Source organism: Mesorhizobium sp. 2RAF21 (assembly GCF_052115345.1).
Classification (GTDB): Bacteria; Pseudomonadota; Alphaproteobacteria; order Rhizobiales; family Rhizobiaceae; genus Mesorhizobium; species Mesorhizobium terrae.
The window spans coordinates 192155-215964 of record NZ_JBFRGM010000001.1; the positions used below are offsets into that span (position 1 = coordinate 192155).

Here is a 23810-nt window from a genome sequence, read left to right on the forward strand (position 1 = left end):
AGACATGTCCGAGGCGAAGGTCCATCGCGTTCAGCCGGCGTGGAAGAAGAATGCGCTGATCGACAACGACACCTATCTCAAATGGTATGCCGACAGCGTGAAGAACCCGGACAAGTTCTGGGGCAAGCACGGCAAGCGCATCGACTGGTTCAAGCCCTACACCAAGGTCAAGAACACCTCGTTCGACGGCAAGGTCTCGATCAAATGGTTCGAGGACGGTCTGACCAACGTCTCCTACAACTGCATCGACCGCCACCTGAAGAAGCGCGGCGACCAGGTGGCGATCATCTGGGAGGGCGACAATCCTTACGACGACAAGAAGATCACCTATAGCGAGCTGCACGAGCATGTCTGCCGGCTCGCCAATGTGATGAAGAAGCACGGCGTCAAGAAGGGCGACCGTGTCACCATCTACATGCCGATGATCCCGGAAGCGGCCTATGCGATGCTGGCCTGCACCCGGCTGGGCGCCGTCCACTCGGTCGTCTTCGGCGGCTTCTCGCCGGACGCACTGGCCGGCCGCATCGTCGACGCCGCCTCGACCTTCGTCATCACCGCCGACGAAGGCCTGCGCGGCGGCAAGACCATTCCGCTGAAGGAGAACACCGACAAGGCGGTGGAGATCGCCGCCAAGCAGAAGATGACCGTGAAGTCGGTGGTCGTGGTGCGTCGCACCGGCGGCAAGATCGGCTGGGTCGAGGGCCGCGACCTCTGGTATCATGACGAAGTCCGGACCGTTAAGGCCGAGTGCAAGCCCGAGAAGATGAAGGCGGAAGACCCGCTGTTCATCCTCTACACCTCGGGCTCGACCGGCAAGCCCAAGGGTGTGCTGCACACCACCGGCGGCTATCTCGTCTACGCCTCGATGACCCACCAATATGTCTTCGACTATCACGACGGCGATATTTACTGGTGCACGGCCGATGTCGGCTGGGTGACTGGCCACAGCTACATTCTCTACGGTCCGCTCGCCAACGGCGCCACCACGCTGATGTTCGAGGGCGTGCCCAACTACCCGAGCGTCTCGCGCTTCTGGGAAGTGGTCGACAAGCACCAGGTCAACATCTTCTACACCGCCCCAACCGCCATCCGCGCGCTGATGGGTGCCGGCGAGGCGCCGGTGAAGAAGACCTCGCGCAAGAGCCTGCGCGTGCTGGGCTCGGTCGGCGAGCCGATCAACCCAGAAGCCTGGGAATGGTATTTCAACGTCGTCGGCGAGAAGAAGGTGCCGATCGTCGACACCTGGTGGCAGACCGAAACCGGCGGCATCCTGATCACGCCGCTGCCCGGCGCCACCGATCTCAAGGCCGGCTCGGCGACGCGTCCCTTCTTCGGCGTGAAGCCTGAACTGGTCGACAATGACGGCAAGGTGCTGGAAGGGGCTGCCGACGGCAATCTCTGCATCACCGACTCTTGGCCGGGCCAGATGCGCACCGTCTATGGCGACCATGAGCGCTTCATCCAGACCTACTTCTCTACCTACAAGGGCAAGTACTTCACCGGTGACGGCTGCCGCCGCGATGCCGATGGCTATTACTGGATCACCGGCCGCGTCGACGACGTCATCAATGTGTCGGGCCACCGCATGGGCACGGCCGAAGTGGAATCCGCGCTCGTCGCCCACGACAAGGTCTCCGAGGCCGCCGTCGTCGGCTACCCGCACGACATCAAGGGCCAGGGCATCTACTCCTATGTCACGCTGATGGCCGGCGTGGTGCCGACGGAGGATCTGCGCAAGGAACTTGTCGCGCATGTGCGCAAGGAGATCGGTGCCATCGCCTCGCCCGACAAGATCCAGTTCGCGCCCGGCCTGCCGAAGACGCGGTCCGGCAAGATCATGCGCCGCATCCTGCGCAAGATCGCCGAGGACGATTTCGGCGCGCTCGGCGACACCTCGACGCTGGCCGACCCGGCCGTGGTCGACGACCTCGTCGCGAACCGCCAGAACAAGAAGGCCTGAGCGGAAATCCCTATCTCGCCGCCGCGCCCCTGAAGGCGGCGGCGAGGACTTTCAGCACGTCGCGGGCTTCGCGCCGCGCCGGTCGCGCCATCAGCACCACATCCTGCGCCGGTAGCCGCGGCAGGCCGAACGCTTCGCCGACCTCGATGGCGCCGGTCGGCGCCACGCGATGCGCCAGCGTGGCCACGGCAAGCCCGGCGCTAACCGCCGCGCCGAGCGCCAGAACCCCGCCGCCGACAAACGCTTCCGTCCACGGCAGGCCGGCCTCGTCCAGCGCGTCGATGGCCAATGTACGGATACCACAGGGTGCGGCCAGCGTTGCGAGCCGAAGCGGCTCGCCCGGGCGATACGCGAAGGACGGGGCCGCGAACCAGCCAAACGGCTCGCGAAACAGCGTCTCGCCGTCGGCGCCTTCCTCGCCGCGCCGTGCAATCGCCGCGTCCAGTTCGCCCTGGCCATAGCGGGCGATCACATCGCGCGATGACGACACCCTCACCTCCACCACCAGCGTCGGATCGTAGGCGTTCAGCCTTGCAAGCAATGTCGGCAGCTCCGCTCCGGCGACATGATCGCTGATGCCAAGCGTCAGCCGGCTGGGCGGCGCGGTTCGGACACCGGCCAGCGCGCGCTGATGGGCATCGAGCAGGTTGCGGGCGGCGGGAAGGAAGCGCTCGCCGTCTCCGGACAAGGCGACATGGCGCGGCGTTCGTTCCAAAAGGCGATGGCCGAGCAGGCCCTCCAGCCGCTTCAGCTTCAGGCTGACCGTCGCCTGCGCGGTATCCAGCGCTTCGGCCGCCCGGGTGAAACTGCCGAGATCGGCGACAAGCACGAACGCCCGCACCGTGTCGATATCGAGGATCTTCGCCGGATTATTCATTTCCAATTCTTATGGCAGATATATGTATACATACATTTTCACAATGACTCAGTGATGGCAAGTTGCTGCCGAGACAAGGAGCACCGCCATGCTGATGAAACAATACATCCACCGTCTGCCGGCCGATTACGACATGGGCAGGATTGTCGAGCGCGCGACGAAGCTCGGACCCGACTGGGACGACACACCCGGCCTCGGCTTCAAGGCCTTCATTGCGCAGCGGCGTGGCGAAAACGGCGCGCTCAACAACGCCTATTCCTCGCTCTATCTGTGGCTGGACGACGAAGCGGCGGTGGATTTCATCACCGGCGAGCGTTTCCGCAAGGTGATCGACGGCTTCGGCCGCCCCGCCATCGAGACGTGGCTGCCGCTGGATATCCATATCGGCTCTTCCGGCATTGCGCGCTCGGTCTACCGCGAGGATATCCTGCTCGACGCCGATACCGATTTTTCGGCGCTGCGCCGCCGCGAGGGCGAACGCAACACGGCGGCCGTCAAGCAGCCGGGCAGCTTCGCCGCCATCACCGCGATCGATCTGGCCAGCTGGCGGCTGTCGCGTTTCCTGCTTTCGGCGGAGGCAGCGCGCCAGCCGGAACGTGGCGCGGCCTATGACGTCCTGCATTTCGCCAAGCCCGGTATGCCGGCGCTTGTCGCGGCGGCCTAAAAACTGTTGCAGCCGTGCACTTGCGCTTCGCCGCGAAACACCCCACCTTGGCGAAGTGTTCAACGAACTGAAAGGAGGTGATCCGATGTCGAGTGATTTCGTTTTCCAGAGCGTGATCCCGGCGGATCGCCTTCACGGAGAGCAGCCTCTCCGCTGAAGCGCGTGACGCGCGGCGCACGGTCCGAAGGGATCGTGGCCACGAGCCGCGCCTGGACGAAAGCCACGGAAGGCCGCCCATCGAAAGATGTGGCGGCCTTTTCCGTTTCGGGCGAAGTGGCTTGGCCGGCCGGCTATTTCGTCAGCGCCAGCCTCTGCATGTTGGAGGCGATCGTCGTGAAGGCCTTTTCCAGCTCCGTCCCCGTCGATGCCTGATAGAAATGCCTCAGCCCGCCGGTATCGGGACTGGCGCAGCTTTGCAGCGTCCCCTTCGCGTTCACCTCTGTCAGGTCGAAGCCGATCGTGAAGATCTCGATGCCTTGCGCCTTCATCTTCGTGCACAGCGTCGTCGCGGCATTCCGCGTCGCAGGTTTGCCGTAGTCGTTGTAGACGGCGTCGGGAGAGTCAACGTCGAAATAGGAGAGGTTGAACTCGCCGTCGGTCATCAGGATCGCATATTTGGAAACCTTGGTGGTGTCGAAAGGCTCCGGCTGCTGCGACTGAGCCAAGGCGCCGGCCCATTTCGGCGACAGCATGTACCAGCCCCATTGGATGCCGATATGGCCCGCCGTGCCGCCGGATGCGGCAAAGGAAGCAATCCTTGACTTCAGTGCCGCCGCGTCCGCCGTCAGCGGCATCATCGCTGCTTCCGGACAATCCCTGGTGCCATAGCCGCGATTGCCTTGCGAGACGAACTCGGCCAGCAGATAATCACGATTGACCATGGACGCCTGCGGCCCGTCGTCGGTATATTGGTAGGCACCCTTGCGTTCGGTGGCGCAACCGTTCGGGTTGTACGAGCTCCCGGGAGGCCGGGGCTCGTTGCTGCCGGGCGCTTGTCCACGATCGTTCGCCGTCGGTTCCACGAAAACGGAACTTGCCGCCAGCGTGCTGCCGACATTGACCGAATTCGCATAAGGCACGACCGCCACCCGCACACGCGGGCGATTGGGATTCTGATCCTTGAAGATGATGTCGACGGCCTTCGCGGCCGCGGTCCTCAGCGCGCCGATCTTGTCGTTTTCTTTCATCGAGCCGGTCACGTCGAGGATCATCGCCACCTCGATCTGCCTGAACGAATAGGCCGCCGCACTTGTCTGTGAAACCCGGCGCGTCTTCTCGAGACCGAACACCGGGAAGAACAGCGGCACGTCGACATGCGCGGCGACCTCGACCGTATAGGCCGAGCGGTTCAGCGTCACCCTGTCGAGCACGATCTTGCCAGATGGCAGAGCACCGCCGCCGCCGCTGTTGGCATCAAGGAACGCCTTCACCGATGCGCTCGCTTGCTGCTCGGTGACGTTTCCAAGGGTGAGATCGCGTGTCGTCGAAGTAACCGCCGCATCGACGGCGGCGCCGAGCGCGGATTTGGCATTCATCAATTGCGCGGTGCCGACGCCGAAGCCCACCGCCAGCACCAAGACCGCGATGACGACCCCGGCCACAACCATGAAATTGCCGCTTCGGTTGTCACCGAAACGGCGGACCAATTGTCTGAACTCGATGAAACGCAACATTGCCCTTCCCGTCCCGCCGGCGGATCGCCCGATCCGTCCGCGCAGGATTCCCGCTTGATCGTCGGCATTTGCCAGAGGACCGGTGGCGGCTTGGTAAATTTCGGACTTTTCGCGACGCCAAAAATGGAAGAGGGGTGAATGCCGGGTAAAGTTTTTCGCGCAACCCGTAACTATCGACCGGTCGCCTGGCGCATTCGCGCCGACAACACCCTGTCCGGGCGCCATCGCGGATCGGGGAACCGGGACGCGAGAGGCCGTTCAGAAATCGCTGGTCAGGCCTTTCACTTCCCAATCGCCGTAGCGGTTGGGATCGTTGCCGCCACGGCCGCCGAATTCCTTGGGCAAGGCCGCCTCGGCCTGCCGGTAGGCCGAGCGCCGCGCTTCCGCCTCGGCCAGCGCCCGCCGCGCTGCCGGCGTCAGCGCCTTGTCCTGGTCGGTTTGCCCCGAAGTCTCGTTCGGCTTGCGGTTTTCGTCCGGCATGCGATCTTTCCGATGGATTGAAACGGGTTGGCCTTCTTCCCATCATATAGTGGAACCAGGGCAAGGGATCGACCCTTCCAGGCGATGGAGAAACATTTGAACACGATGCGCACAGCCATGCTTCTCGCCGCGATGACGGCGCTGTTCATGGGTGTCGGCTATCTGATCGGCGGTTCCGGCGGCATGATGATCGCGCTGATCATCGCCGCGGGCACCAATCTGTTCAGCTATTGGAATGCCGACAAGATGGTGCTGTCGATGAACCACGCCGTCGAGGTCGACGAGCGCAGCGCTCCGGAATTCTACGCCATCGTGAAGAGCCTCGCCGCCAATGCCGGCCTGCCGATGCCGCGCGTCTATCTGATCGACACAGATCAACCCAACGCGTTTGCCACCGGCCGCAATCCGCAGAATGCCGCCGTCGCCGCCTCGACGGGGCTGTTGCAGCGCCTGTCGCATGAAGAGGTCGCCGCCGTCATGGCGCACGAGCTTGCCCATGTGCAGCACCGCGACACGCTGACCATGACCATCGTTGCAACCTTTGCCGGCGCCATTTCCATGCTCGGCAACTTCGCCTTCTTCTTCGGCGGCAGCCGGGAGAACAACAACCCGCTTGGTTTCGTCGGCGTGCTGGTGGCGATGATCGTCGCGCCCTTCGCCGCCATGATCGTGCAGATGGCGGTCAGCCGCACCCGCGAATACGAGGCCGACCGGCGCGGCGCCGAAATCTGCGGCCACCCGCTGTGGCTCGCTTCTGCCCTTGACAAGATCGCTCGCGGAGCCGAACGCATCCGCAACGACGATGCCGAACGCAATCCGGCGACCGCGCATCTGTTCATCATCAACCCGCTTTCCGGCGAGCGCATGGATAATCTTTTCTCCACCCACCCGAATACGGAAAACCGCATTGCCGCGCTGCAGGCGATGGCGGCTCAGATGGGCCCGGCCGGAAACGCGCAGACGAACGGCCGCGACTACGGCCGCGAAGCAACACAGCAGGCAGCACCGCCGTCTCCCCGGCATCCGCAGGCCGATACGACTGGCCCATGGGGCAGCGCTGACGGCGCCGGCCCGCGTGCTGACGAGCCCGAGCAGCCGCAACCCAATCCGTGGGGTCGCAACCCGACCGGGCCGAAGGGCCCGTGGTCGTGAGGCAGGACGGCAGGGCTGCCCGCAAGCCGACGTCGCACCGCCAGGACGACACGCCCGAAGCACCCGGCCTTACCGCGCGCAAGGCGGCGGCGCGGCTGCTGGCTGCCGTGATCGACGCGCATACGCCGCTCGACGGGCTGACCGACAACGAACATGGCCACCCGCAATACCGCGCGCTCGACGGGCGCGACCGCGCGCTGGTGCGCGCCATTCTGGTGACGGCGCTGCGCCATCGCATGACCATTGCGGGCCTGCTCGCGCGCCGGCTGGAAAAACCCTTGCCCGCCAACGCCACCACGCTGTCGCACATCCTGCATGTGGCAGCCGCACAGGTGCTGTTCCTCGATGTGCCCGACAGCGCCGCCGTCGATCTCGCCGTCACCCACGCCAAGGCCGATCCGCGCACCGCGCGTTTTTCCGGCCTCGTCAACGGCGTGCTGAGAACACTGGTACGCGCCAAGAATGCCGAGCTTCCAAAGGTGCTTGCCGCCACCGACGACGCCCCGGCCTGGTTCGCGGAACGCTTGCGCGCCGCCTATGGCTCCGAAGCCGCGCGGACGATCCTCGCCGCGCACCGGCTCGAGGCGCCGGTCGATTTCACGGTGAAAGCCGATCCGACGCTCTGGGCTGAACGGCTCGGCGGCATCGTCCTGCCGACCGGAACGGTGCGCGTGGAAAAGCTGCCCGCGCCGGTGCCCGAACTGCCCGGCTTCGCTGAAGGCGCCTGGTGGGTGCAGGACGCCGCCGCTGCCCTGCCGGCCAGGCTTTTCGGCGATATTGCCGGCAAACGCGTTGCCGACCTATGTGCTGCCCCCGGCGGCAAGACCGCGCAGCTCGTGTTGGCGGGCGCCAGGGTGACGGCAGTCGACGCGTCGAAAAACAGGCTGGTCCGGCTCGGCCAGAATCTCGACCGGCTCGGCATGAAGGCCGAGATCGTCCAATCCGACTTGCTCGCCTTCGCGCCGGCAGAGCTTTTCGATGCCGTTCTGCTCGACGCGCCCTGCTCGTCGACCGGCACCGTGCGCCGTCATCCCGACGTGCCCTGGACCAAGACGCCGGCCGATATCCAGAAGCTGGCCGACCTGCAGCGCCGGCTGCTCGAACGCGCGGTGATGCTGGTGCGTCCCGGCGGCCGCATTGTCTTTTCCAACTGTTCGCTCGACCCCATCGAGGGCGAGGATCTTCATCGCGCCTTCCTGGCGGAAGTGGCGGATGTCGACGACGACCCGATTCGGGCCGACGAGGCCGACGACGCCGAGGGCATCGCCGCCTTCGTCACGCCGCAAGGCACGCTGCGCACCACGCCGGCGGGCTTCGACCTTGGCAATCCAGCTCTTTCCGGTCTCGACGGCTTTTTTGCCGCACGGCTGCGCCGGAAGCCCTGAAAGCCCGCATCCGCACCGTTCCCGGTGCGGAAAAACGGCCCGATACCTCCAAAAAAGGTATGGCCCAGCCCTGATCTGTGGGCTTCCGGTGGAATTCGCTTTCAAGGATATTGCTGAATCCTATAATTCAGCCGGGCGGACGGGACAAATCGAGGAGGTTTTTTGGCACTCGCTGCCGACGACACGACGCGTCTGTGGACGCTCGTCGCGAAGGAGGTTTGGCGCAAGGCGCGCCGACGCCTGCGCGCCGGGCCTGTCTATCGCTGGCGTTATTCGGGACGTACGCCCGAACGCGTGCTGATCGCGCCGCCTGACTTGAGGCTGGCCGACCCGCAGATCGCGCTCGAGATCTATTATGGACGTTTCCCGCTCTCCGGCCATCTGGTCGAGACCGGCGGCCAGTCGCCGTTCCAGCTCGACGTCGCCCACAATGGCTGGCAGCGATCGCTGCACGGCTTCCGCTGGCTGCGCCATATGCGCGCCGCCGGCACGGAGCTTGCCGCCGCCAATGCCCGCGCGCTTGCTTCCGACTGGATCGCCGCGCATGGCAACCGCATTGCCGGCATCGCCTGGGAGCCGGGCACCACGGCCAAGCGCATCATCGCCTGGCAGCAGCATTCTTCCGTAGTGCTGCAGGGCGCCGAGTTCCCCTTCTACCGCGCTTTCTTGAAATCGCTCGCCGTCCAGATCCGCTACCTGCGTTCGGTGACACGCGAGATGCCGGACGGCAAGGACAGGCTGCGCGCCCGCGTCGCGCTCGCCTTCGCGGCGCTGTCGCTGCCGGCGCCAGCCTCGGCGCTGCGCGCGGCGACACGCAATCTCGGCGAGGAACTCGACCGGCAGATCCTGCCCGACGGCGGCCATATCTCGCGCAATCCGTTGGCCGTGCTGGAGCTGCTTGCCGACCTTCTGCCGCTGCGCCAGACTTATGCCAACCAGGCCGAGACACCGCCCGCGGCCTTGATCGGCGCCATCGACCGCATGCTGCCGGCGCTGCGTTTCTTCCGCCACCATGACGGCAGCCTCGCCCGTTTCAACGGCATGGGCGCCACCATCCAGGACCGCATCGCCGCCATCCTGCGCCATGACGACACCGCCGGCCAGCCGCTGCTGCATGCACCCTATTCCGGCTATGAGCGGCTGGCCATGGGCGACGTCACCGTCATCGCCGACACCGGCGCCCCGCCACCGCTCGACGTTTCCAATTCCGCCCATGCCGGCTGCCTGTCCTTCGAACTGTCGTCCGGCCGCCAGCACTACATCGTCAATGCCGGCGTCGACACCTATGGCGCCGCCGAATTCCGGCCGCTGGCGCGCGCCACCGCCGCCCATTCCACGGCAACCCTCAACGACACATCGTCGGCGCGCTTTGCCCTGTCGCTGCGTGTCGGCGGCCTGCCGGGTTCGCCTTTGCTCGGCGGTCCACGCAACGTTTCCAGCCAGCGCCTCGACGACGGTGGCCGGCAAGGCTTCGTCGCCCGCCACGATGGCTACGCGCAGCGTTTCGGCATTGTACACGAGCGCGAGCTGATCCTGTCGGCGAATGGCAATGTGCTGACCGGCCGTGACCGCTTCCTGCGCTCCAGCGGCGGGGCGATCCGCAATGACGGCCGCGACGACGTCGCCATCCGCTTCCACATCCACCCCGACACTAGCCTGTTCCGCGATGAACACGACCGGCTGGTGCTGGCCGCCGAGGGCGGCGACATCTGGGTGTTCACCTCACCGGAAATCCAGCCCGAGGTCGAGGAATCGATCTTCTTCGCCGGTATCGCCGGTCCGCGCCGCAGCCGCCAGATCGTCCTGCATTTCAACGCGTCGGCCTTGGCCGAAGCGCATTGGCAGTTCGTCCGCACCGGCCCGGCCGGTTTCGCCGCCCGAAGCTGACGGCTCCGCCGGCAGCCTTTCACAGACCCCGCGCGAAGCCGGCGAGTTTCAGCGCATGGGTCCTGATATCGACCGGCCAGCCCGCTGTTTTCGCCTCGAAACCTTCGCCGTCTCCGGCAAACAACGCCCGCATGGCTTCCTCGAAACCCGGCAGGTTTCCGGCCATTGCTGAGAGGAACCGGTAGGCAACCTCCTGGCGGGAGCGTCGGACGCTCTCGCCGCCATCGGCGCGGCGCGCGGCGTCGACCAGCCGGCGCAGCACCTGCGAGGCGCCGCCCGGCTGCGCTGCCAACCATTCCCATTGCCGCGGCAGCAGCGTCACCTCGCGCGCCACCACGCCGAGTTTCGGCCGACCCCGGCCACGCGTGCCGGCCTCGCTCGCTTGCGTCGTGGATGGCGGCTCGGTTCCGGTCGGTGGGGTTGGCGGAAACCGTTCGGCCAACCGGGACATAATTTCGGCATCCGAACCGCGCAGATCGAGATCGACGACGGACCCGGTCGAATCGTCGAACACGAGCACCGGCACATCCGCTGGCGCATTGCCAAACGCCCTGATCGCCAGGGCCACCTCGACAAGCGGTCCACTGGCGACGATGCGGTCGCCCTGGAAGGCGGTGCTGGCTCCGGTCAAGGACAGGGACATGAAGAGGCTCCTTTGCAGTCGCCTTCTTGCCCTGTCGCGGACGCCCTGTCAATTATTACCCGGGTATAATTGACAAAACCGTTTATGGCTCCTACATGCCGGCCGGGAAAGGTTCGGATCATGACGAGCATCGACAGGAAAGCCGCCATCGCGGCCTACAAGAAACGCGCGGCCCCGGCGGGCATCTATGCATTGACCTGCGCGAAGGCGGGCAGGCGCTGGGTCGGCCATGCGCCGGACCTCGACGCCATGCCGAACCGGCTGTGGTTCACGCTGCGGCTGGGCAGTCACCGCTCGGCAGACCTTCAGGCTACCTACAACCAGTTCGGCCAGGACGTTATCGCCATCGAAATCGTCGAACGCTTCGAGGACGACGCCCGACCGGAAGGTGCTGCGCTGAAGGAGCGCCTCGCCTTCTGGCGCGACAGGATCGGCGCGCAGCCGGCCTGAGTTTTCCGCCACGAACATTTTGCGGCGCCGACTGCGTTTGATTTTGGCCCCCCTTGTGCTACGGCCCGGACGATCCTCATCAGCCCGCAGAAAGGCCGCCCGCCATGGCCGTCGCCGCCAAGAACATTCCCGCGCCGGACCTCGTCCCCGTCCGCCGCGCGCTGCTCTCCGTTTCCGACAAGACCGGCCTCATTGATTTCGCGGCGGCCCTTGCCAAGGCGGGTGTCGAACTGATCTCCACCGGCGGCACCGCCAAGTCGATCGCCGCAGCCGGCATTGCCGTGCGCGATGTCTCCGAACTCACCGGCTTTCCCGAGATCATGGACGGCCGCGTCAAGACCCTGCACCCCTCGGTGCACGGCGCCTTGCTCGGCGTGCGCGACGATCCCGAACATGCGGCCGCCATGCGCGAGCACGGCATCGAACCTATCGACCTCGTCGTGGTTAATCTCTACCCGTTCGAGGAAGTGCGCGCTTCCGGCGCCGCTTATACGGCGGTGGTCGAGAACATCGATATCGGCGGCCCGGCCATGGTACGCGCCTCGGCCAAGAACCACGCTTATGTCGCCATCGTCACCGAACCGGAAGACTATGCCGCCGTGCTGGAAACGCTCGCCGCCAATGGCGGCGCGCTGCCGCTCGATTTCCGCAAGCGGCTGGCGGCCAAGGCCTTCGCCCGCACCGCCGCCTATGATGCGGCGATTTCCGGTTGGTTCGCCGAGGAGCTGAAGATCGAGCAGCCGAGCTGGCGCGCCTTCGGCGGCCGGCTGCACTCGGTCATGCGTTATGGCGAGAACCCGCACCAGTCGGCCGGTTTCTACGTCAACGGCGACAAACGCCCCGGTGTCGCCACCGCGCGCCAGCTACAGGGCAAGCAGCTCTCCTACAACAACATCAACGACACCGACGCGGCCTATGAACTGGTCGGCGAGTTCGACCCGGCGCGCACGGCGGCGGTTGCCATCATCAAGCACGCCAATCCGTGCGGCGTTGCCGAAGGCGCGTCGCTGAGGGAAGCCTATCTCAAGGCACTGGCCTGCGATCCGGTCTCGGCCTTCGGCGGCATCGTGGCACTGAACCGCCTGCTCGACGCCGAGGCGGCGGAAGAGATCGTCAAGACCTTCACCGAGGTCATCATCGCTCCAGAAGCCTCCGAGGCGGCCGCCGCCATCGTCGCCGCCAAGAAGAACCTGCGTCTGCTGGTCACCGGCGGCCTGCCAGACCCGCGCCAGGCGGGCATCATGGTGAAGTCCGTCGCCGGCGGCCTGCTGGTGCAGGGCCGCGACAATGCCGTGGTCGACGACCTCGACCTCAAGGTGGTGACAAGGCGCGCGCCGACCGAAGCCGAAATGGCCGACCTGAAATTCGCCTTCCGCATCGCCAAGCATGTGAAGTCGAATGCCATCGTCTATGCCAAGGACCGCGCCACCGTCGGCGTCGGCGCCGGCCAGATGAGCCGCGTCGATTCCTCGCGCATCGCCGCCCGCAAGGCGCTCGATGCCGCTGAAGCCGCGGGTCATGCCGAGCCGCTGACCAGGGGTTCGGTCGTTGCCTCCGACGCTTTCTTCCCCTTCGCCGACGGCCTGCTCGCCGCCGTCGAGGCTGGCGCGACGGCCGTCATCCAGCCGGGCGGCTCGATGCGCGACGAGGATGTCATCAAGGCAGCCGACGAGCACGGCATCGCCATGGTCTTCACCGGGATCAGGCACTTCAGGCATTAGTGCCTTTCCTTCTCCCCGTTGACGGGGAGAAGGTGGCCCGAAGGGCCGGATGAGGGGCGGCACTCAATCTCGCGAGTTGCCTCTCGCCTGTCGGCCTGCGCCGATATCCTCGTCCTGCAAACGGGGGAGGAAGAAGACGGCTACTCGTGTTCCGTCTTGTCCGCCGGGTAGGGCGTGCCGGCCAGGATCGCCATGCCGCCGACCAGGAACAGGATGATCATCGCCATGCCGAGGCGCGGCGAGCCGGTCGTCGCCGTTACGGTTGCGATCAGGAATGGCGCCAGGAAGCTGGTTGCCCGGCCGGCCAGCGCATAGATGCCGAAATAACGGCCGGATTCTTCGGCCGTGACGCTGCGCGCCATATAGGAGCGTGACGACGCCTGCACTGGGCCGAAGGCCAGGCCGATCAGCAGGCCGTAGGCGATATAGGCCTTCTCGGCCGGCGTGCCGAACAGCTTGTGCGGGTCGGCCTCGGCCGCCGTGAACTGCAGCCAGCCGAACAGCGTGTAGCCCGGCCCCGTCGAGATGATGCCGATGGTGGCGATGCACAAAAGCACCAGCGCGATCATCACCACCACTTTCGAGCCGAGCGCGGTGTCGAGACGTGCCGCCACCCAGCAGCCGAGGATGGCGACGACGTTCAGGATGATGCCGAAGATGCCGATCTCGGTGATCGACCAGCCGAACATCGCGGCCGCGAAGGCACCGCCGAGCGAAAGCAGCGCGTTGACGCCGTCCTGGTAGATCATGCGGGCGACGAGGAAACGGAAGATGCCGGCGCGCTTGCGCACCTCGGCGAGCGTCGACTTCAGTTCCGTCAGCCCGCGCCGCACCGCCGGCCCCACCGGCACGCCCTTCACCGCGTCCGGCGTGAAGAAGAACATCGGCAGGATGAAGATAAGATACCACAGCGCCGAAAGCGGCCCGGTGGCGCGCGCGTCCTCGCCGAGCTTCGGATCGAGGCCGAACAGCGGGTCGAGACCGGCGATGGTCTTGCCGGTTTCCGGCGACCCGGCCAGCATCGTCACCACGAAGATCAGCGCCACCATGCCGCCGAGATAGCCGAGCCCCCAGGCGACGTTGGAGATCTTGCCGATCTCGCTCTTCGGCACCAGGCGCGGCATCATGGAATCGTTGAACACCGTCGAGAACTCCGCCGCCACCGAGGCGAGCGAGAAGAACAGCACGATCAGGAACAGGTTCGAGCCCGGCGCGGCGAACCACAGCATCGACAGGCTGATGATCTTGATCGTCGCGAAGAAGGCGATCCACGGTTTGCGCGGGCCCGTCTGGTCGGCGATCGAGCCGAGGATCGGCGACAGGATGGCGATCACCAAGCCGGCCGCGGCGAGGCCGTAGCCCCACACCGCCTGGCCCATGGCGGGGTCGGCCGACAGGCGCGAGACGAAATAGGGGCCGAAGATGAAGGTGGTGACCACGGTGAAGAAGGGCTGCGCCGCCCAGTCGAAGAACATCCAGCCCCAGATGCCGCGCCCGGAGGCGCGCTGCATGGTCACGTCGCTCATCTGTCCTCCAGCCGCTCGGTCCCGTTCGCGGTGTGCCCATGTCTGCACGTTTTTGCCGGCACTGCAAAGGCCCGATGCCGGTTCGCGGCCATGACCCTGCGCGAGGTCGTCGCGTGCCGGCTGCTGCAAACGCGATCAAGCGCGGCGGCGAGTCCTGCGGCAGAACAGAGCGATAGCCGTTTCGAACTCGGGAGACCGCCATGGACACCCTCAATGCCGCACGCACGCACCCCGCTCACGCCCGCCTTGCCCACAAATGCCCCGAAGCCGTCCTCGACTATTATGCGCGGCAATCCGCCTTCAGCACGCCCGGCCGCCACGCCGCACTGTTCGACGCCTTGCCGTCCGACCCCGCCGACATAGCGCGCATCGTCCAGGGCCTGCTGATCTACGAACACGTCACCGAGCCGTTCTACGGCTGCCCGATCACCACCGAGCGCCGCGCCGAGAGCCATATCCGCCCGGTCGAGGCCATTGTCGACCGGCTGTTGGCGCTTGATGGCCAGCCCCTGTCGGTCGCCCGTCCGCCCGAGCGGCGGCTGGTCGGCATCTGTCGGCATTTCATGCTGCTCGCCGTCGCCATCTTCCGCCACCACGGCATCCCAGCACGCGGCAGGGGCGGTTTCGGCGCTTATTTCAACCCCGGGAAATATGAAGACCATTGGGTCTGCGAATACTGGAAGGCGGATGAAGGCCGCTGGGCACTGCTGGACGCCCAGTTCGACGCCATCTTCATACGCAACCTCGCCATCGGCCATGGCATCCATGACGTGCCGCGCGACCGCTTCCTGACGGCGCCCGACGCCTGGCGGTTATGCCGCGCCGGCGCGCTGGACCCGGAGCTGTTCGGCATCGAGTTCTCGCAGATGCGCGGCCTCTGGTTCATCGCCGGCAACATGACGCGCGATCTCGCCACCCTGAACGGCTGCGAAATCCTGCCATGGGACGTATGGGGCGCGCAGCCGGCCATCGATGCCCGGCTTTCGAACGATCAACTCGTCTTCTTCGACGAGGTCGCCCGGCTGACCGCCAATCCGGACGCGAATTTTGATGCGATGCGCCGCCGTTTCGCCGATGATGCCGGGCTCGCGCTGCCGCGATCCGTCTTCAACGCCTTGCGCCAGCGACAGGAGCAGGTTTTCGAGGTCTGAAAGGCGGACCGTCGCGGATGCGGACACCGGTCGAAAAGGCGATCTGGTTCATCGAAAGCCACTTCGCCGAAGATGTCACGCTCGATGCCGTGGCCAGGGTCTGCGGCCTTTCGCGGTTCCAGATGTCGCGCCTGTTCTCTCACGCCACCGGGAAAAGCGTCAGCGCCTATCTGCGCGGACGGCGGCTGAGCGAAGCCGCCCGCGCGCTGGCCGCCGGCGCTCCTGACATCCTCGCCGTCGCGCTGCAGGCCGGTTACGGTTCGCATGAAGCCTTCTCACGCGCCTTTCGCGATCAATTCGGCCTGACGCCGGCCGAAATCCGCACGCGCGGCGATCTCAATGGCATCGCCCTGGTCGAGCCCTTGCGCGAGGACCCCAAGGTCAGCGTCAGCCTGCCGCCGCCGCGCATCGAGACGCCCGGCCCGTTGCTGATAGCCGGCCTCGGCCGCCGTTTCGCGAGTGATGATTTCGCCGGCATACCGGCGCTGTGGCAGGAATTCACGCCGCATCTCGGCGCGATCCCGGGCCAGAAGGGCAAGGCCACTTACGGGCTGGTCACCGGTGTCGGCGCCGGCGACGGCTATTTTTATCTGGCCGGTGTCGAAATGCGGACCCTCGCCGATCTCGATGGCACCTTCACCGGCATCAGGCTGCCGGCGCAGCGTTGGGCCGCCTTTCGGCATGCCGGGCACGTCACCACCATCGCCGCCACCATTCACGCGGTCTTTACGCAGGCCCTGCCGGCGGCCGGACTGATACCGGGAGACATGCCCGACCTGATCGAACGTTATGGCGAAGGTTTCGACCCCGTCACCGGCGCCGGCGGCTTCGAAATCTGGGTTCCGGTCAGGTAGCCCGCGCCGCCGCCGTGCGCTGTTCAAGCGCGCGGATAACGGCGGCCATGTCTTCCTGGCCCAGTCCCATCGCTTCCGTTTCGCCATAGAGCGCGTGGCAAACATCGAGCAGCGGCGAAGCCACCTTGGCCGTGCGCGCCGCTTCAGTGATCAGCCGGTTGTTCTTGAACACGTCGGTGATCGCCGCCTGCACGGAGAAATCTCCGCTAAGGAGCTTGGCCGCCTTGATGCGGGAGACGTCGCTCGCCATCGGCCCGGCATTAAGCACGGCGACCAGCCGTTCGAGATCCAGCCCGTGCCGCTCGGCGAAATGCACGGACTCGGCAAGGCCCGTCACCATGGTGATCAGGAATATATTAACCGCGAGCTTCATCAAGAGCGCATTGGGCACCACCCCGCATGGCACCATGTCGCGACACATCGGCTGGAGCAGCGGCCGGACAGTCTCGACCACCTCCGGCGCGCCGGCCAGCATCGCCACCAGTTGCCCGGCCTCCGCCGGCTTGCGCGAGCCGGAAACCGGCGCTTCGACATAGGTACCGCCGGCGGCCTCGATGTCGGCGCCGAGCCGGCGCGAATAGTCGGCCGAGGTCGTGCCCATATGCACGATGGTGCGGCCGCCGACATGCGTTGTGAAATCCGCTGAGCCGCGCCCCAGCACGGCATCCATGGCCGCTTCCGTCGCCAGCATCAGGATAACGATGCGTGTAACCGCGAAAACCTCGGCGGCATCGGCCGCCACTTTTGCGCCCGCCGCGCGCAGCGGCTCGCAACGCTCGGCCGAGCGGTTCCAGACCGTCAGCGGCTTTCCCGCGCGCGCCAGATTGAGCGCCATCGGCTGGCCCATGACGCCGAGACCGATAAAGCCGATGTCCATAACCTCTCCCCGGTTGCGCATGGTCCGGACTCAAAGCCACATCGGCAGGATCGACAGCGCAAGCAGAACGCCCAGCGCCATGTTGACGACACGCCATTGGCGCTCGGTCCTCAGCACCCGGGCCATCAGCAAACCGGCCGCGCACCACACCGACAGTGAAAGCGCCGCCGCCAGACCAAAGGCCAGTGCCAGCAGCACGCCGAGCGCGGCCGGGCTGCTCGCCAGCGCCGCAAAGGAGGCGGCGGCGCCCAGCGTCATCGCCCAGGCTTTCGGATTGCACCACAACAGCCAGGCGCCACCCAGAAGGCTGGTCGGTTTTGCTAGGTCTTTGTCGAGGCGCGGCGCACCCGAAGTCGCCACTTTGCCAGCAAGCCACAAAAGATAGGCCGAGCCGATCGCCTTCATGGCCAGTTGCAGCGACGGCATTGCTTCCAGAACACCGGCAAGTCCGGCAGCGGCGGCCGCCGCCATGCTGGCCAGCCCGGCGGCGATGCCCACCATCAGCGGCATCGAACGGCGGAAACCGAAATGGGCGCCGGACGCCGTCGCCAGCGTCGTAGCGCCGCCCGGCGACCCGGTCGAAATCAGGGCGAAGACGGCGAGCGGCAGAATGGTCTCGGGCGACATGCGGTTTGTCCGTTGAAACGGCACCATTGCTACCGTGCCGCCTGCCATTAGAAAATCGCATGTTGATTATAATTGGCATTAGCAATCATAATGCTGCGATGACCCGTAACCTCGACATCGCCCTGCTCAGAACCTTCCTCGCCGTTGCCGACCGCGCCTCGATGACCGCCGCCGGCAATGCCCTGCATCTGACGCAGAGCGCGGTCAGCCAGCAGGTCGCCCGTCTGGAACAGGCCTTCGGCAAGCCGCTGTTTTTCCGCGACCGGCGCGGGCTGCGCCTCACCCCGGCGGGAGAGCGCCTGTTGGGCAAGGCACGGCGCCTGCTCAGCCTCAACGACGAGATATGGGCGGATATGACGACGCGCCGCGTCGAGGGCCCGGTGCGGCTCGGCGTGCCGTTCGACCTCGCCGGCGCCTTCATCGCGCCCATCCTGAAATCCTATGCGCAGGCCTTTCCGCAGGTCGAGATATCGCTGGTCTGCGCCTCTTCGCCCGATCTCGCTCGCGCGCTCGCCAATGGCGAGATCGACCTTGCCCTCGTCGAGGAGCCGGTCGGCGCTTCCACGGGCGAATGCCTTGTTGTCGAGCGGCTGGTCTGGGTCGGCGCCAAGGGCGGCCAGGCGTATCTGAAGACGCCGCTGCCGGTATCGATGGTCGCGGAAACCTGCGCCTTCCGGCCGGCCGTGCTGGCCGCGCTGCGCGACCAGGGCCGGGAATGGCGCACCGTGTTCGAGAACGGCAGCATCGATGCCACCACGGCCACCGTAACCACCGATCTGGCGGTGACCACCTGGCTCGCCTTCACCGTGCCGCAGCATCTCGACATCCTGCCGGTCGAGGCCGGCCTGCCGCCGCTGCCTTCCTTCGCCATCAATTTGCGCATGCCCGAGCGCGACGCCGCCCCGGCAACGGCAGAGCTTGCTCGCCACATCCGCGAAGGGCTCGCCCGCACCCGGCTGGCGGCGTAGGCGCAACCGCTAGCCCGGAATGAAGATTGCGTGCGGCGGTGACATTCAGCTCACCGCCGCCACAGAATCGACGTTGCTACCTACGCCCCGATCAGGTCGCTCATCAGCCCGGACGCCACCGACAGCCTGGACACCGTGATCTCGCCGCCCTCGGTCAGCGCCTGCAGCCGCTCGCGCACGCGGCTGATGCGTTCGCCGCCGGCTTCCAGCCAGGTCGCGACGGGATCGGCCGCCGTGCCATGCTGGGTCAGCGCCGTCACCGCGATGCCGCGCCTGGCCGCGCCGATCGTGTCGGTGGCCCGCGAAAGCGCCAGCTGGTCGTAATAGTCCGGCGGTGTCACCGAACGCGCCGCTTCCTCAATGCGCGGAATGCGGAACGCCTCGCTGACGGCGAAGAACGCCTTGGCGGCCGCGACGATGTCGGCATTGGCCAGCCGCGCGGTGAGCGCGATGTCGGGGATCAGTTCGGCGACATCGGCCAGCGCCAACCGATCCGCCAGACGGTCCGGCGTGCCAACCTTGAACAGCCCGTGCCGCTTCTCCTCCAGCCGCTCGCGCGAGAAATCCGACAGCAGCGAGGCAAGCTTCGGCTCCAGTGCCTTGCGCGCTTCCTGCAGTTCGGCGATGCGCTGACCAAGCGGCGCCGACCCGGTATCGTTCTTCAGATACCAGCCGGCGGTCACGTAAATAAGCCGGCTTACGACCTGGTAGAGATCGATCTGCACCTGGCCGTCGATCTTGTTGTCCAGCGCGTCGATCTCGCGATAGAGCGCCGACAATCCGAAGCCGGCGCGGATCACCGCGAAGGTGCGCACCACGTCGGCGGCGCTGCGGCCGGTTGCCTCCATCAGCCGGTTGGTGAAGGAAGGCCCGCCGCGATTGACCAGATCGTTTGCGACGACGCGGGCGATGATTTCGCGGCGCAGCCTGTGGCCATGGATTTCGGCCGCGAACTTCCTGGCCATGCGGTCCGGGAAATATCCCATCAGATCGGCGTCGAACTGCTGATCGTCCGGCACGTCGGAAGCAACGATATCGGAGAACAGCACGATCTTGGCATAGGCGAGCAGCACGCCGAGCTCGGCCCTGGTCAGCGGTTCGCCGCGCGCCTCGCGGTCGGCCAGCGCGGCCGGCGAAGGCAGCGTCTCGACCGCGCGGTCGAGCAGGCCGCGCGCCTCGAGCGCCGCCATGAAGCGGCCTTGATGGGCGATGTCAGCCAGGCCGCGCTTGCGGGCCAGCGAAAGCGCCAGCGTCTGCTCGTAATTGTTGGCCAGCACCAGCCCGCTGACCTCGTCGGTCATCTCGGCCAAGAGCTTGTTGCGCGCCGGCCGCGCCAGCGAACCCTTGCGCATGGCCGAGGCCAGCGCGATCTTGATGTTGACCTCGACGTCCGAGCAATTGACGCCGCCGGAATTGTCGATGGCGTCGGAATTGTTGCGGCCGCCGGCGAGACCAAACTCGATGCGGGCGCGCTGGGTGACGCCGAGATTGGCGCCCTCGCCGATCACCTTGGCGCGCACGTCGATCGCGTTGACGCGGATCGGATCGTTGGCGCGGTCGCCCGCGTCCTGGTTGGTCTCGCTCGACGCCTTCACATAGGTGCCGATGCCGCCGAACCACAGAAGATCGACCGGCGCCTTGAGGATGGCGGTCATGATCTCGGCCGGCGTCGCGGTCGTCTTGGCGAGCCCGATCGCGGCGGCGGCGTCCGCCGGCAGCGTGATCGATTTCTGGTTGCGCGAGACGACGATGCCGCCCGCCGACAGCTTCGACTTGTCATAATCCTGCCAACTCGAGCGCGGCAGGTCGAACATGCGCTTGCGCTCAGCGAAGGAGGCGGCCATGTCCGGTTCCGGATCGATGAAGATGTCGCGATGATCGAAGGCGGCGATCAGCTTGGTCTGCTCCGACAAAAGCATGCCGTTGCCGAACACGTCGCCCGACATGTCGCCGACGCCCACCACGGTGAAAGGCGAGGTCTGGATGTCGCGGTTGATCTCGCGGAAATGCCGCTTCACCGCTTCCCAGGCGCCCTTGGCGGTGATGCCCATCTTCTTGTGGTCATAACCGGCCGAGCCGCCGGAAGCGAAGGCATCGTCCAGCCAGAAGCCATGCTTTTCCGAAATCGCGTTGGCGGTGTCGGAGAAGGTCGCCGTGCCCTTGTCGGCGGCGACGACGAAATAAGGATCGTCCTTGTCGTGCCGGATCACGTCGACCGGCGGGATGACACTGTCGACGCCGATATTGTCGGTGATCGACAGCAGGCTGGAGACGAAGTTGATATAGGCCTGCCGGCCCGCCTCGAACCACAGGTCGCGCTGGCTGGCCGGCGGCAGGCGCTTCGGGAAGAAGCCGCCCTTGGCGCCCACCGGCACGATGACGGCGTTCTTCACCTGCTGCGCCTTGACCAGGCCGAGCACCTCGGTGCGATAGTCCTGCGCCCGGTCCGACCAGCGCAGGCCGCCGCGCGCCACCGGGCCGAAGCGCAGGTGCACGCCTTCCACCTCGGAACCGTAGACGAAGATTTCGCGCCATGGCCGCGGCTCCGGCAGACCTTCGACGGCGCGCGACTCGAGCTTGATCGCCAGCGACTGGCCGCGCTCCTTCTTAGCCGGGACGAAGTGGTTGGTCCGCAGCGAGGATTCGATCAGGTTGAGATAGCGGCGGATGATGGTGTCGTCGTCGATGTTGGGAACGTCTTCCAGCGCATCCTTGATCTTGGCCTTGAGGTGTTTCGCCGTCGTTACGCCCTCGCCGGTAGCGGCCGGCCCCAGCCGGGCGACGAACAGCGCATGCAGGCCGCGCGCGATGTCGGGATAGCGGTTGAGCGCGGCCGCGATGAAATCCTGGCTCTGCGGAATGCCCGCCTGCTGCAGGTAGCGGCCATAGGCGCGCAGCACCAGAACCTCGTGCGACCACAGGCCGGCGGTCTGGGCGAGCCCGTTATAGCCGTCATTGTCGATGTCGCCGCGCCACACCGCCAGGAACGCGTCCTCGAACAGGCCGCCGCCATCGGCAAGATCGATCGGCCGGCCATAGGCATTTTCCAGTTCCATGTCGTGGATGAAGACGCGGTCGCCATTCTCGCCCACCTCGAAGGTGCGTTCGCTGATGACGCGGAAGCCGATGTTCTCCAGAACCGGCACGCGCCTGGACAGCGCCACCGGGCTGCCGTGATGATAGATCTTCAGCGAAGCCTGTTCCGGCGCCTGGCCGGCGTCGCGGTAATAGTCGATGGCGATCGGGTTTTCGGCGTTGATCCTGGCGATGCGCGCCGCGTCCACCAGCGCCACGGCGGGCGAGAACGAATCGCGATAGCTTTCCGGGAAGCGCGCGGCGATCGCCTTCAATGCCGGATCGTTGCCGCCGGCCTCGGCGGCTTCGGCCAGCGCATCTTCCCAGGTCCGCACGATGTCGCGGATCGCCGCCTCGACCGTCTCCTGCTCGACCTTCGGCGTCTTGCCGCCGGACCGGCCGATGATGAAATGGACACGCGCCAGCCCGCCTTCAGGGAAAGCCGGATAGTAAGCCGACAAACGACCGTCGAAAACCGTCTTCAGATAGGCGCCCACCTTCTCGCGTACAACGCTGTCGTAACGATCGCGTGGCACGAAAACGAGGATGGAGACGAAGCGGTCGAATTGATCGGCGCGCACCAGCGCACGCACGCGCGGCCGCTCGATCAGGCCGAGGATCGCCTCGGCATGCTTGCGCAGGATCGGCACCGGCACCTGGAACAGCTCGTCGCGCGGATAACTCTCCAGCACATTGATCAGGGCCTTGCCGGAATGGTCGTCCGGATTGAGGCCGGATTTGGCGATCACCGTTTCCGCCTTGGAGCGCAGATAGGGGATCTTCATCACCGAGCGCGTATAGGCGGTGGAAGTGAACAGGCCCACGATGCGCAGTTCGCCCGCCAGCTTGCCGTTCTTGTCGTAGGTCTTGACCCCGACATAGTCGAGATAGATGCGCCGGTGCACCACCGACTTGGCGTTGGCCTTGGTGACGATCAGCGGCTCCGGCCCGTGCAGGAAGGCACGGATTTCCGGCGTCGTCGTCACCGCTTCGGTGCCGCGCCGCAGCACCAGCACGTCGGGATCGGCAAGGATGCCCAGCCCCGGCTTGTCGGCGCGCTCCAGCGTGCCGCTCTTCTCGCCGCCGGAATAGGTGAACTCGCGCATACCGAGGAAGGTGAAATTGTCGTCGCGCAGCCATTCGAGGAAGGCGATGCCTTCGGCCACGTGTTTCTTGTCGAGCGGCACCGGCGCATAGCGGAATTCCGAGATCGCCTGGTCGAGCCTGGCCAGCATCGGTTTCCAGTCGGTAACGGCGGCGCGCACTTGCGCCAGCATCTTCGTCAACCGCGCGCCAAGTGCCGCGGCGGTCTCTTCGCCGAGCCGACCAATATGGACATGCACGACGCTGACCTTGTCGAGCCCGGCGTCTTCCTTGACCAGGCTGCCGTCGCCGACGATCTCGGCGACGCCGGTCTTGGAATGCCTGACCGCGATGACCGGATGGGTGACCAGCGTCGGCTCGCCGGCCGTCTCGGTGATCTCGCCAAGGATCGAATCGAACAGGAACGGCATGTTGTCGTTGACGACGGTGATGACCGTCACCGGCCGGCCCTGCCGCGACACGCCGGAAGCCGCATCGACGGCAACGATGCTCTCGCCCTTCTTGTGGCGGGCAACCGCTTTTTCTGCGAGTTCGGCGGCTCGGGCGAGGTCGGCCGCCTCATAGGCGGCAACGTCTTCGGAGGGCGCTCTTGCCAGGAGAAAATCCGCGAGCCGTCCCGGCTTTTGACCTTCCTTCGTCGCACCTCCCTTCGCCATTGTCGATTTTTTCGGCTTGGACGCGGACTTCAGGCTGGCCATGATGCGATTTTCCTCCGCCATAGGCTGCATTGCTACTA

At 66.0% G+C, this 23810-nt stretch carries 18 protein-coding genes; 10 read left to right on the forward strand and 8 right to left on the reverse strand.

Annotated elements, in window-relative coordinates:
* Positions 1–4 precede the first annotated feature (4 nt).
* The gene (gene acs, locus AB4136_RS00995) at positions 5–1960 is read left to right on the forward strand and encodes an acetate--CoA ligase (protein WP_024923040.1); all 1956 of its coding nucleotides are present in this window, start codon (positions 5–7) and stop codon (positions 1958–1960) included.
* 10 nt (positions 1961–1970) lie between these two features.
* On the opposite strand, the gene AB4136_RS01000 is transcribed toward acs, so the two are convergent.
* Complete coding sequence (locus tag AB4136_RS01000) at positions 1971–2837, reverse strand: LysR substrate-binding domain-containing protein (protein ID WP_024923041.1); 867 nt, start codon at positions 2835–2837, stop codon at positions 1971–1973.
* Between the two features lie 88 nt (positions 2838–2925).
* Between AB4136_RS01000 and AB4136_RS01005 the strand changes: the two genes are divergently transcribed.
* Positions 2926–3501, forward strand: a complete 576-nt coding sequence (locus tag AB4136_RS01005) for a DUF4865 family protein (protein ID WP_024923042.1) — start codon at positions 2926–2928, stop codon at positions 3499–3501.
* A gap of 290 nt (positions 3502–3791) precedes the next feature.
* On the opposite strand, the gene AB4136_RS01010 is transcribed toward AB4136_RS01005, so the two are convergent.
* Both AB4136_RS01010 and AB4136_RS01015 read right to left on the reverse strand, forming a co-directional pair.
* Positions 3792–5174 (reverse strand): TadE/TadG family type IV pilus assembly protein, encoded by a 1383-nt coding sequence (locus tag AB4136_RS01010; protein WP_024923043.1) that lies wholly within the window; start codon positions 5172–5174, stop codon positions 3792–3794.
* Between the two features lie 258 nt (positions 5175–5432).
* A complete protein-coding gene (locus AB4136_RS01015) occupies positions 5433–5654 on the reverse strand; it encodes a DUF1674 domain-containing protein (RefSeq protein ID WP_024923044.1) in 222 nt (73 codons plus the stop codon).
* Between the two features lie 96 nt (positions 5655–5750).
* Between AB4136_RS01015 and htpX the strand changes: the two genes are divergently transcribed.
* The 3 genes from htpX (at position 5751) to AB4136_RS01030 (ending at position 10078) form a co-directional block, all read left to right on the forward strand.
* Positions 5751–6806 carry a zinc metalloprotease HtpX gene (htpX, locus tag AB4136_RS01020; RefSeq protein WP_024923045.1) on the forward strand — a complete coding sequence of 352 codons (1056 nt, stop codon included), beginning with the start codon at positions 5751–5753 and terminating at the stop codon, positions 6804–6806.
* Entirely contained in the window at positions 6803–8191 is a 1389-nt protein-coding gene (locus tag AB4136_RS01025; RefSeq protein WP_441930238.1) for an RsmB/NOP family class I SAM-dependent RNA methyltransferase, read from the forward strand. The genes htpX and AB4136_RS01025 overlap by 4 nt, the downstream gene beginning before the upstream one ends.
* A gap of 162 nt (positions 8192–8353) precedes the next feature.
* Positions 8354–10078 (forward strand): heparinase II/III family protein, encoded by a 1725-nt coding sequence (locus tag AB4136_RS01030; protein WP_024923047.1) that lies wholly within the window; start codon positions 8354–8356, stop codon positions 10076–10078.
* Positions 10079–10097: 19 nt separating this feature from the next.
* Here the strand turns inward: AB4136_RS01030 and AB4136_RS01035 are convergent, their stop codons facing one another.
* Entirely contained in the window at positions 10098–10721 is a 624-nt protein-coding gene (locus tag AB4136_RS01035) for a DUF2239 family protein (RefSeq protein ID WP_024923048.1), read from the reverse strand.
* A gap of 120 nt (positions 10722–10841) precedes the next feature.
* Between AB4136_RS01035 and AB4136_RS01040 the strand changes: the two genes are divergently transcribed.
* Entirely contained in the window at positions 10842–11171 is a 330-nt protein-coding gene (locus tag AB4136_RS01040) for a GIY-YIG nuclease family protein (RefSeq protein WP_024923049.1), read from the forward strand.
* Between the two features lie 104 nt (positions 11172–11275).
* A complete protein-coding gene (purH, locus tag AB4136_RS01045; RefSeq protein ID WP_024923050.1) occupies positions 11276–12892 on the forward strand; it encodes a bifunctional phosphoribosylaminoimidazolecarboxamide formyltransferase/IMP cyclohydrolase in 1617 nt (538 codons plus the stop codon).
* A 140-nt stretch (positions 12893–13032) separates the two neighbouring features.
* Here the strand turns inward: purH and AB4136_RS01050 are convergent, their stop codons facing one another.
* Positions 13033–14418, reverse strand: a complete 1386-nt coding sequence (locus AB4136_RS01050) for an MFS transporter (protein WP_024923051.1) — start codon at positions 14416–14418, stop codon at positions 13033–13035.
* A gap of 200 nt (positions 14419–14618) precedes the next feature.
* On the opposite strand from AB4136_RS01050, the gene AB4136_RS01055 reads away from it, so the two are divergent.
* Both AB4136_RS01055 and AB4136_RS01060 read left to right on the forward strand, forming a co-directional pair.
* The gene (locus AB4136_RS01055) at positions 14619–15569 is read left to right on the forward strand and encodes a transglutaminase-like domain-containing protein (RefSeq protein WP_024923052.1); all 951 of its coding nucleotides are present in this window, start codon (positions 14619–14621) and stop codon (positions 15567–15569) included.
* Between the two features lie 17 nt (positions 15570–15586).
* A complete protein-coding gene (locus AB4136_RS01060) occupies positions 15587–16423 on the forward strand; it encodes an AraC family transcriptional regulator (RefSeq protein ID WP_024923053.1) in 837 nt (278 codons plus the stop codon).
* Here AB4136_RS01060 and AB4136_RS01065 read toward each other — a convergent pair.
* A complete protein-coding gene (locus AB4136_RS01065) occupies positions 16416–17300 on the reverse strand; it encodes an NAD(P)-dependent oxidoreductase (RefSeq protein ID WP_024923054.1) in 885 nt (294 codons plus the stop codon). The two genes, AB4136_RS01060 and AB4136_RS01065, sit on opposite strands and share 8 nt — an antisense overlap.
* A gap of 30 nt (positions 17301–17330) precedes the next feature.
* Entirely contained in the window at positions 17331–17927 is a 597-nt protein-coding gene (locus AB4136_RS01070; protein WP_024923055.1) for a LysE family translocator, read from the reverse strand.
* A 98-nt stretch (positions 17928–18025) separates the two neighbouring features.
* Between AB4136_RS01070 and AB4136_RS01075 the strand changes: the two genes are divergently transcribed.
* Complete coding sequence (locus AB4136_RS01075; RefSeq protein ID WP_024923056.1) at positions 18026–18895, forward strand: LysR family transcriptional regulator; 870 nt, start codon at positions 18026–18028, stop codon at positions 18893–18895.
* Between the two features lie 80 nt (positions 18896–18975).
* Here AB4136_RS01075 and AB4136_RS01080 read toward each other — a convergent pair whose 3' ends face one another.
* Positions 18976–23772: an NAD-glutamate dehydrogenase gene (locus AB4136_RS01080; protein WP_024923057.1), complete on the reverse strand. Its 4797-nt coding sequence runs from the start codon at positions 23770–23772 to the stop codon at positions 18976–18978.
* Positions 23773–23810: the final 38 nt, after the last annotated feature.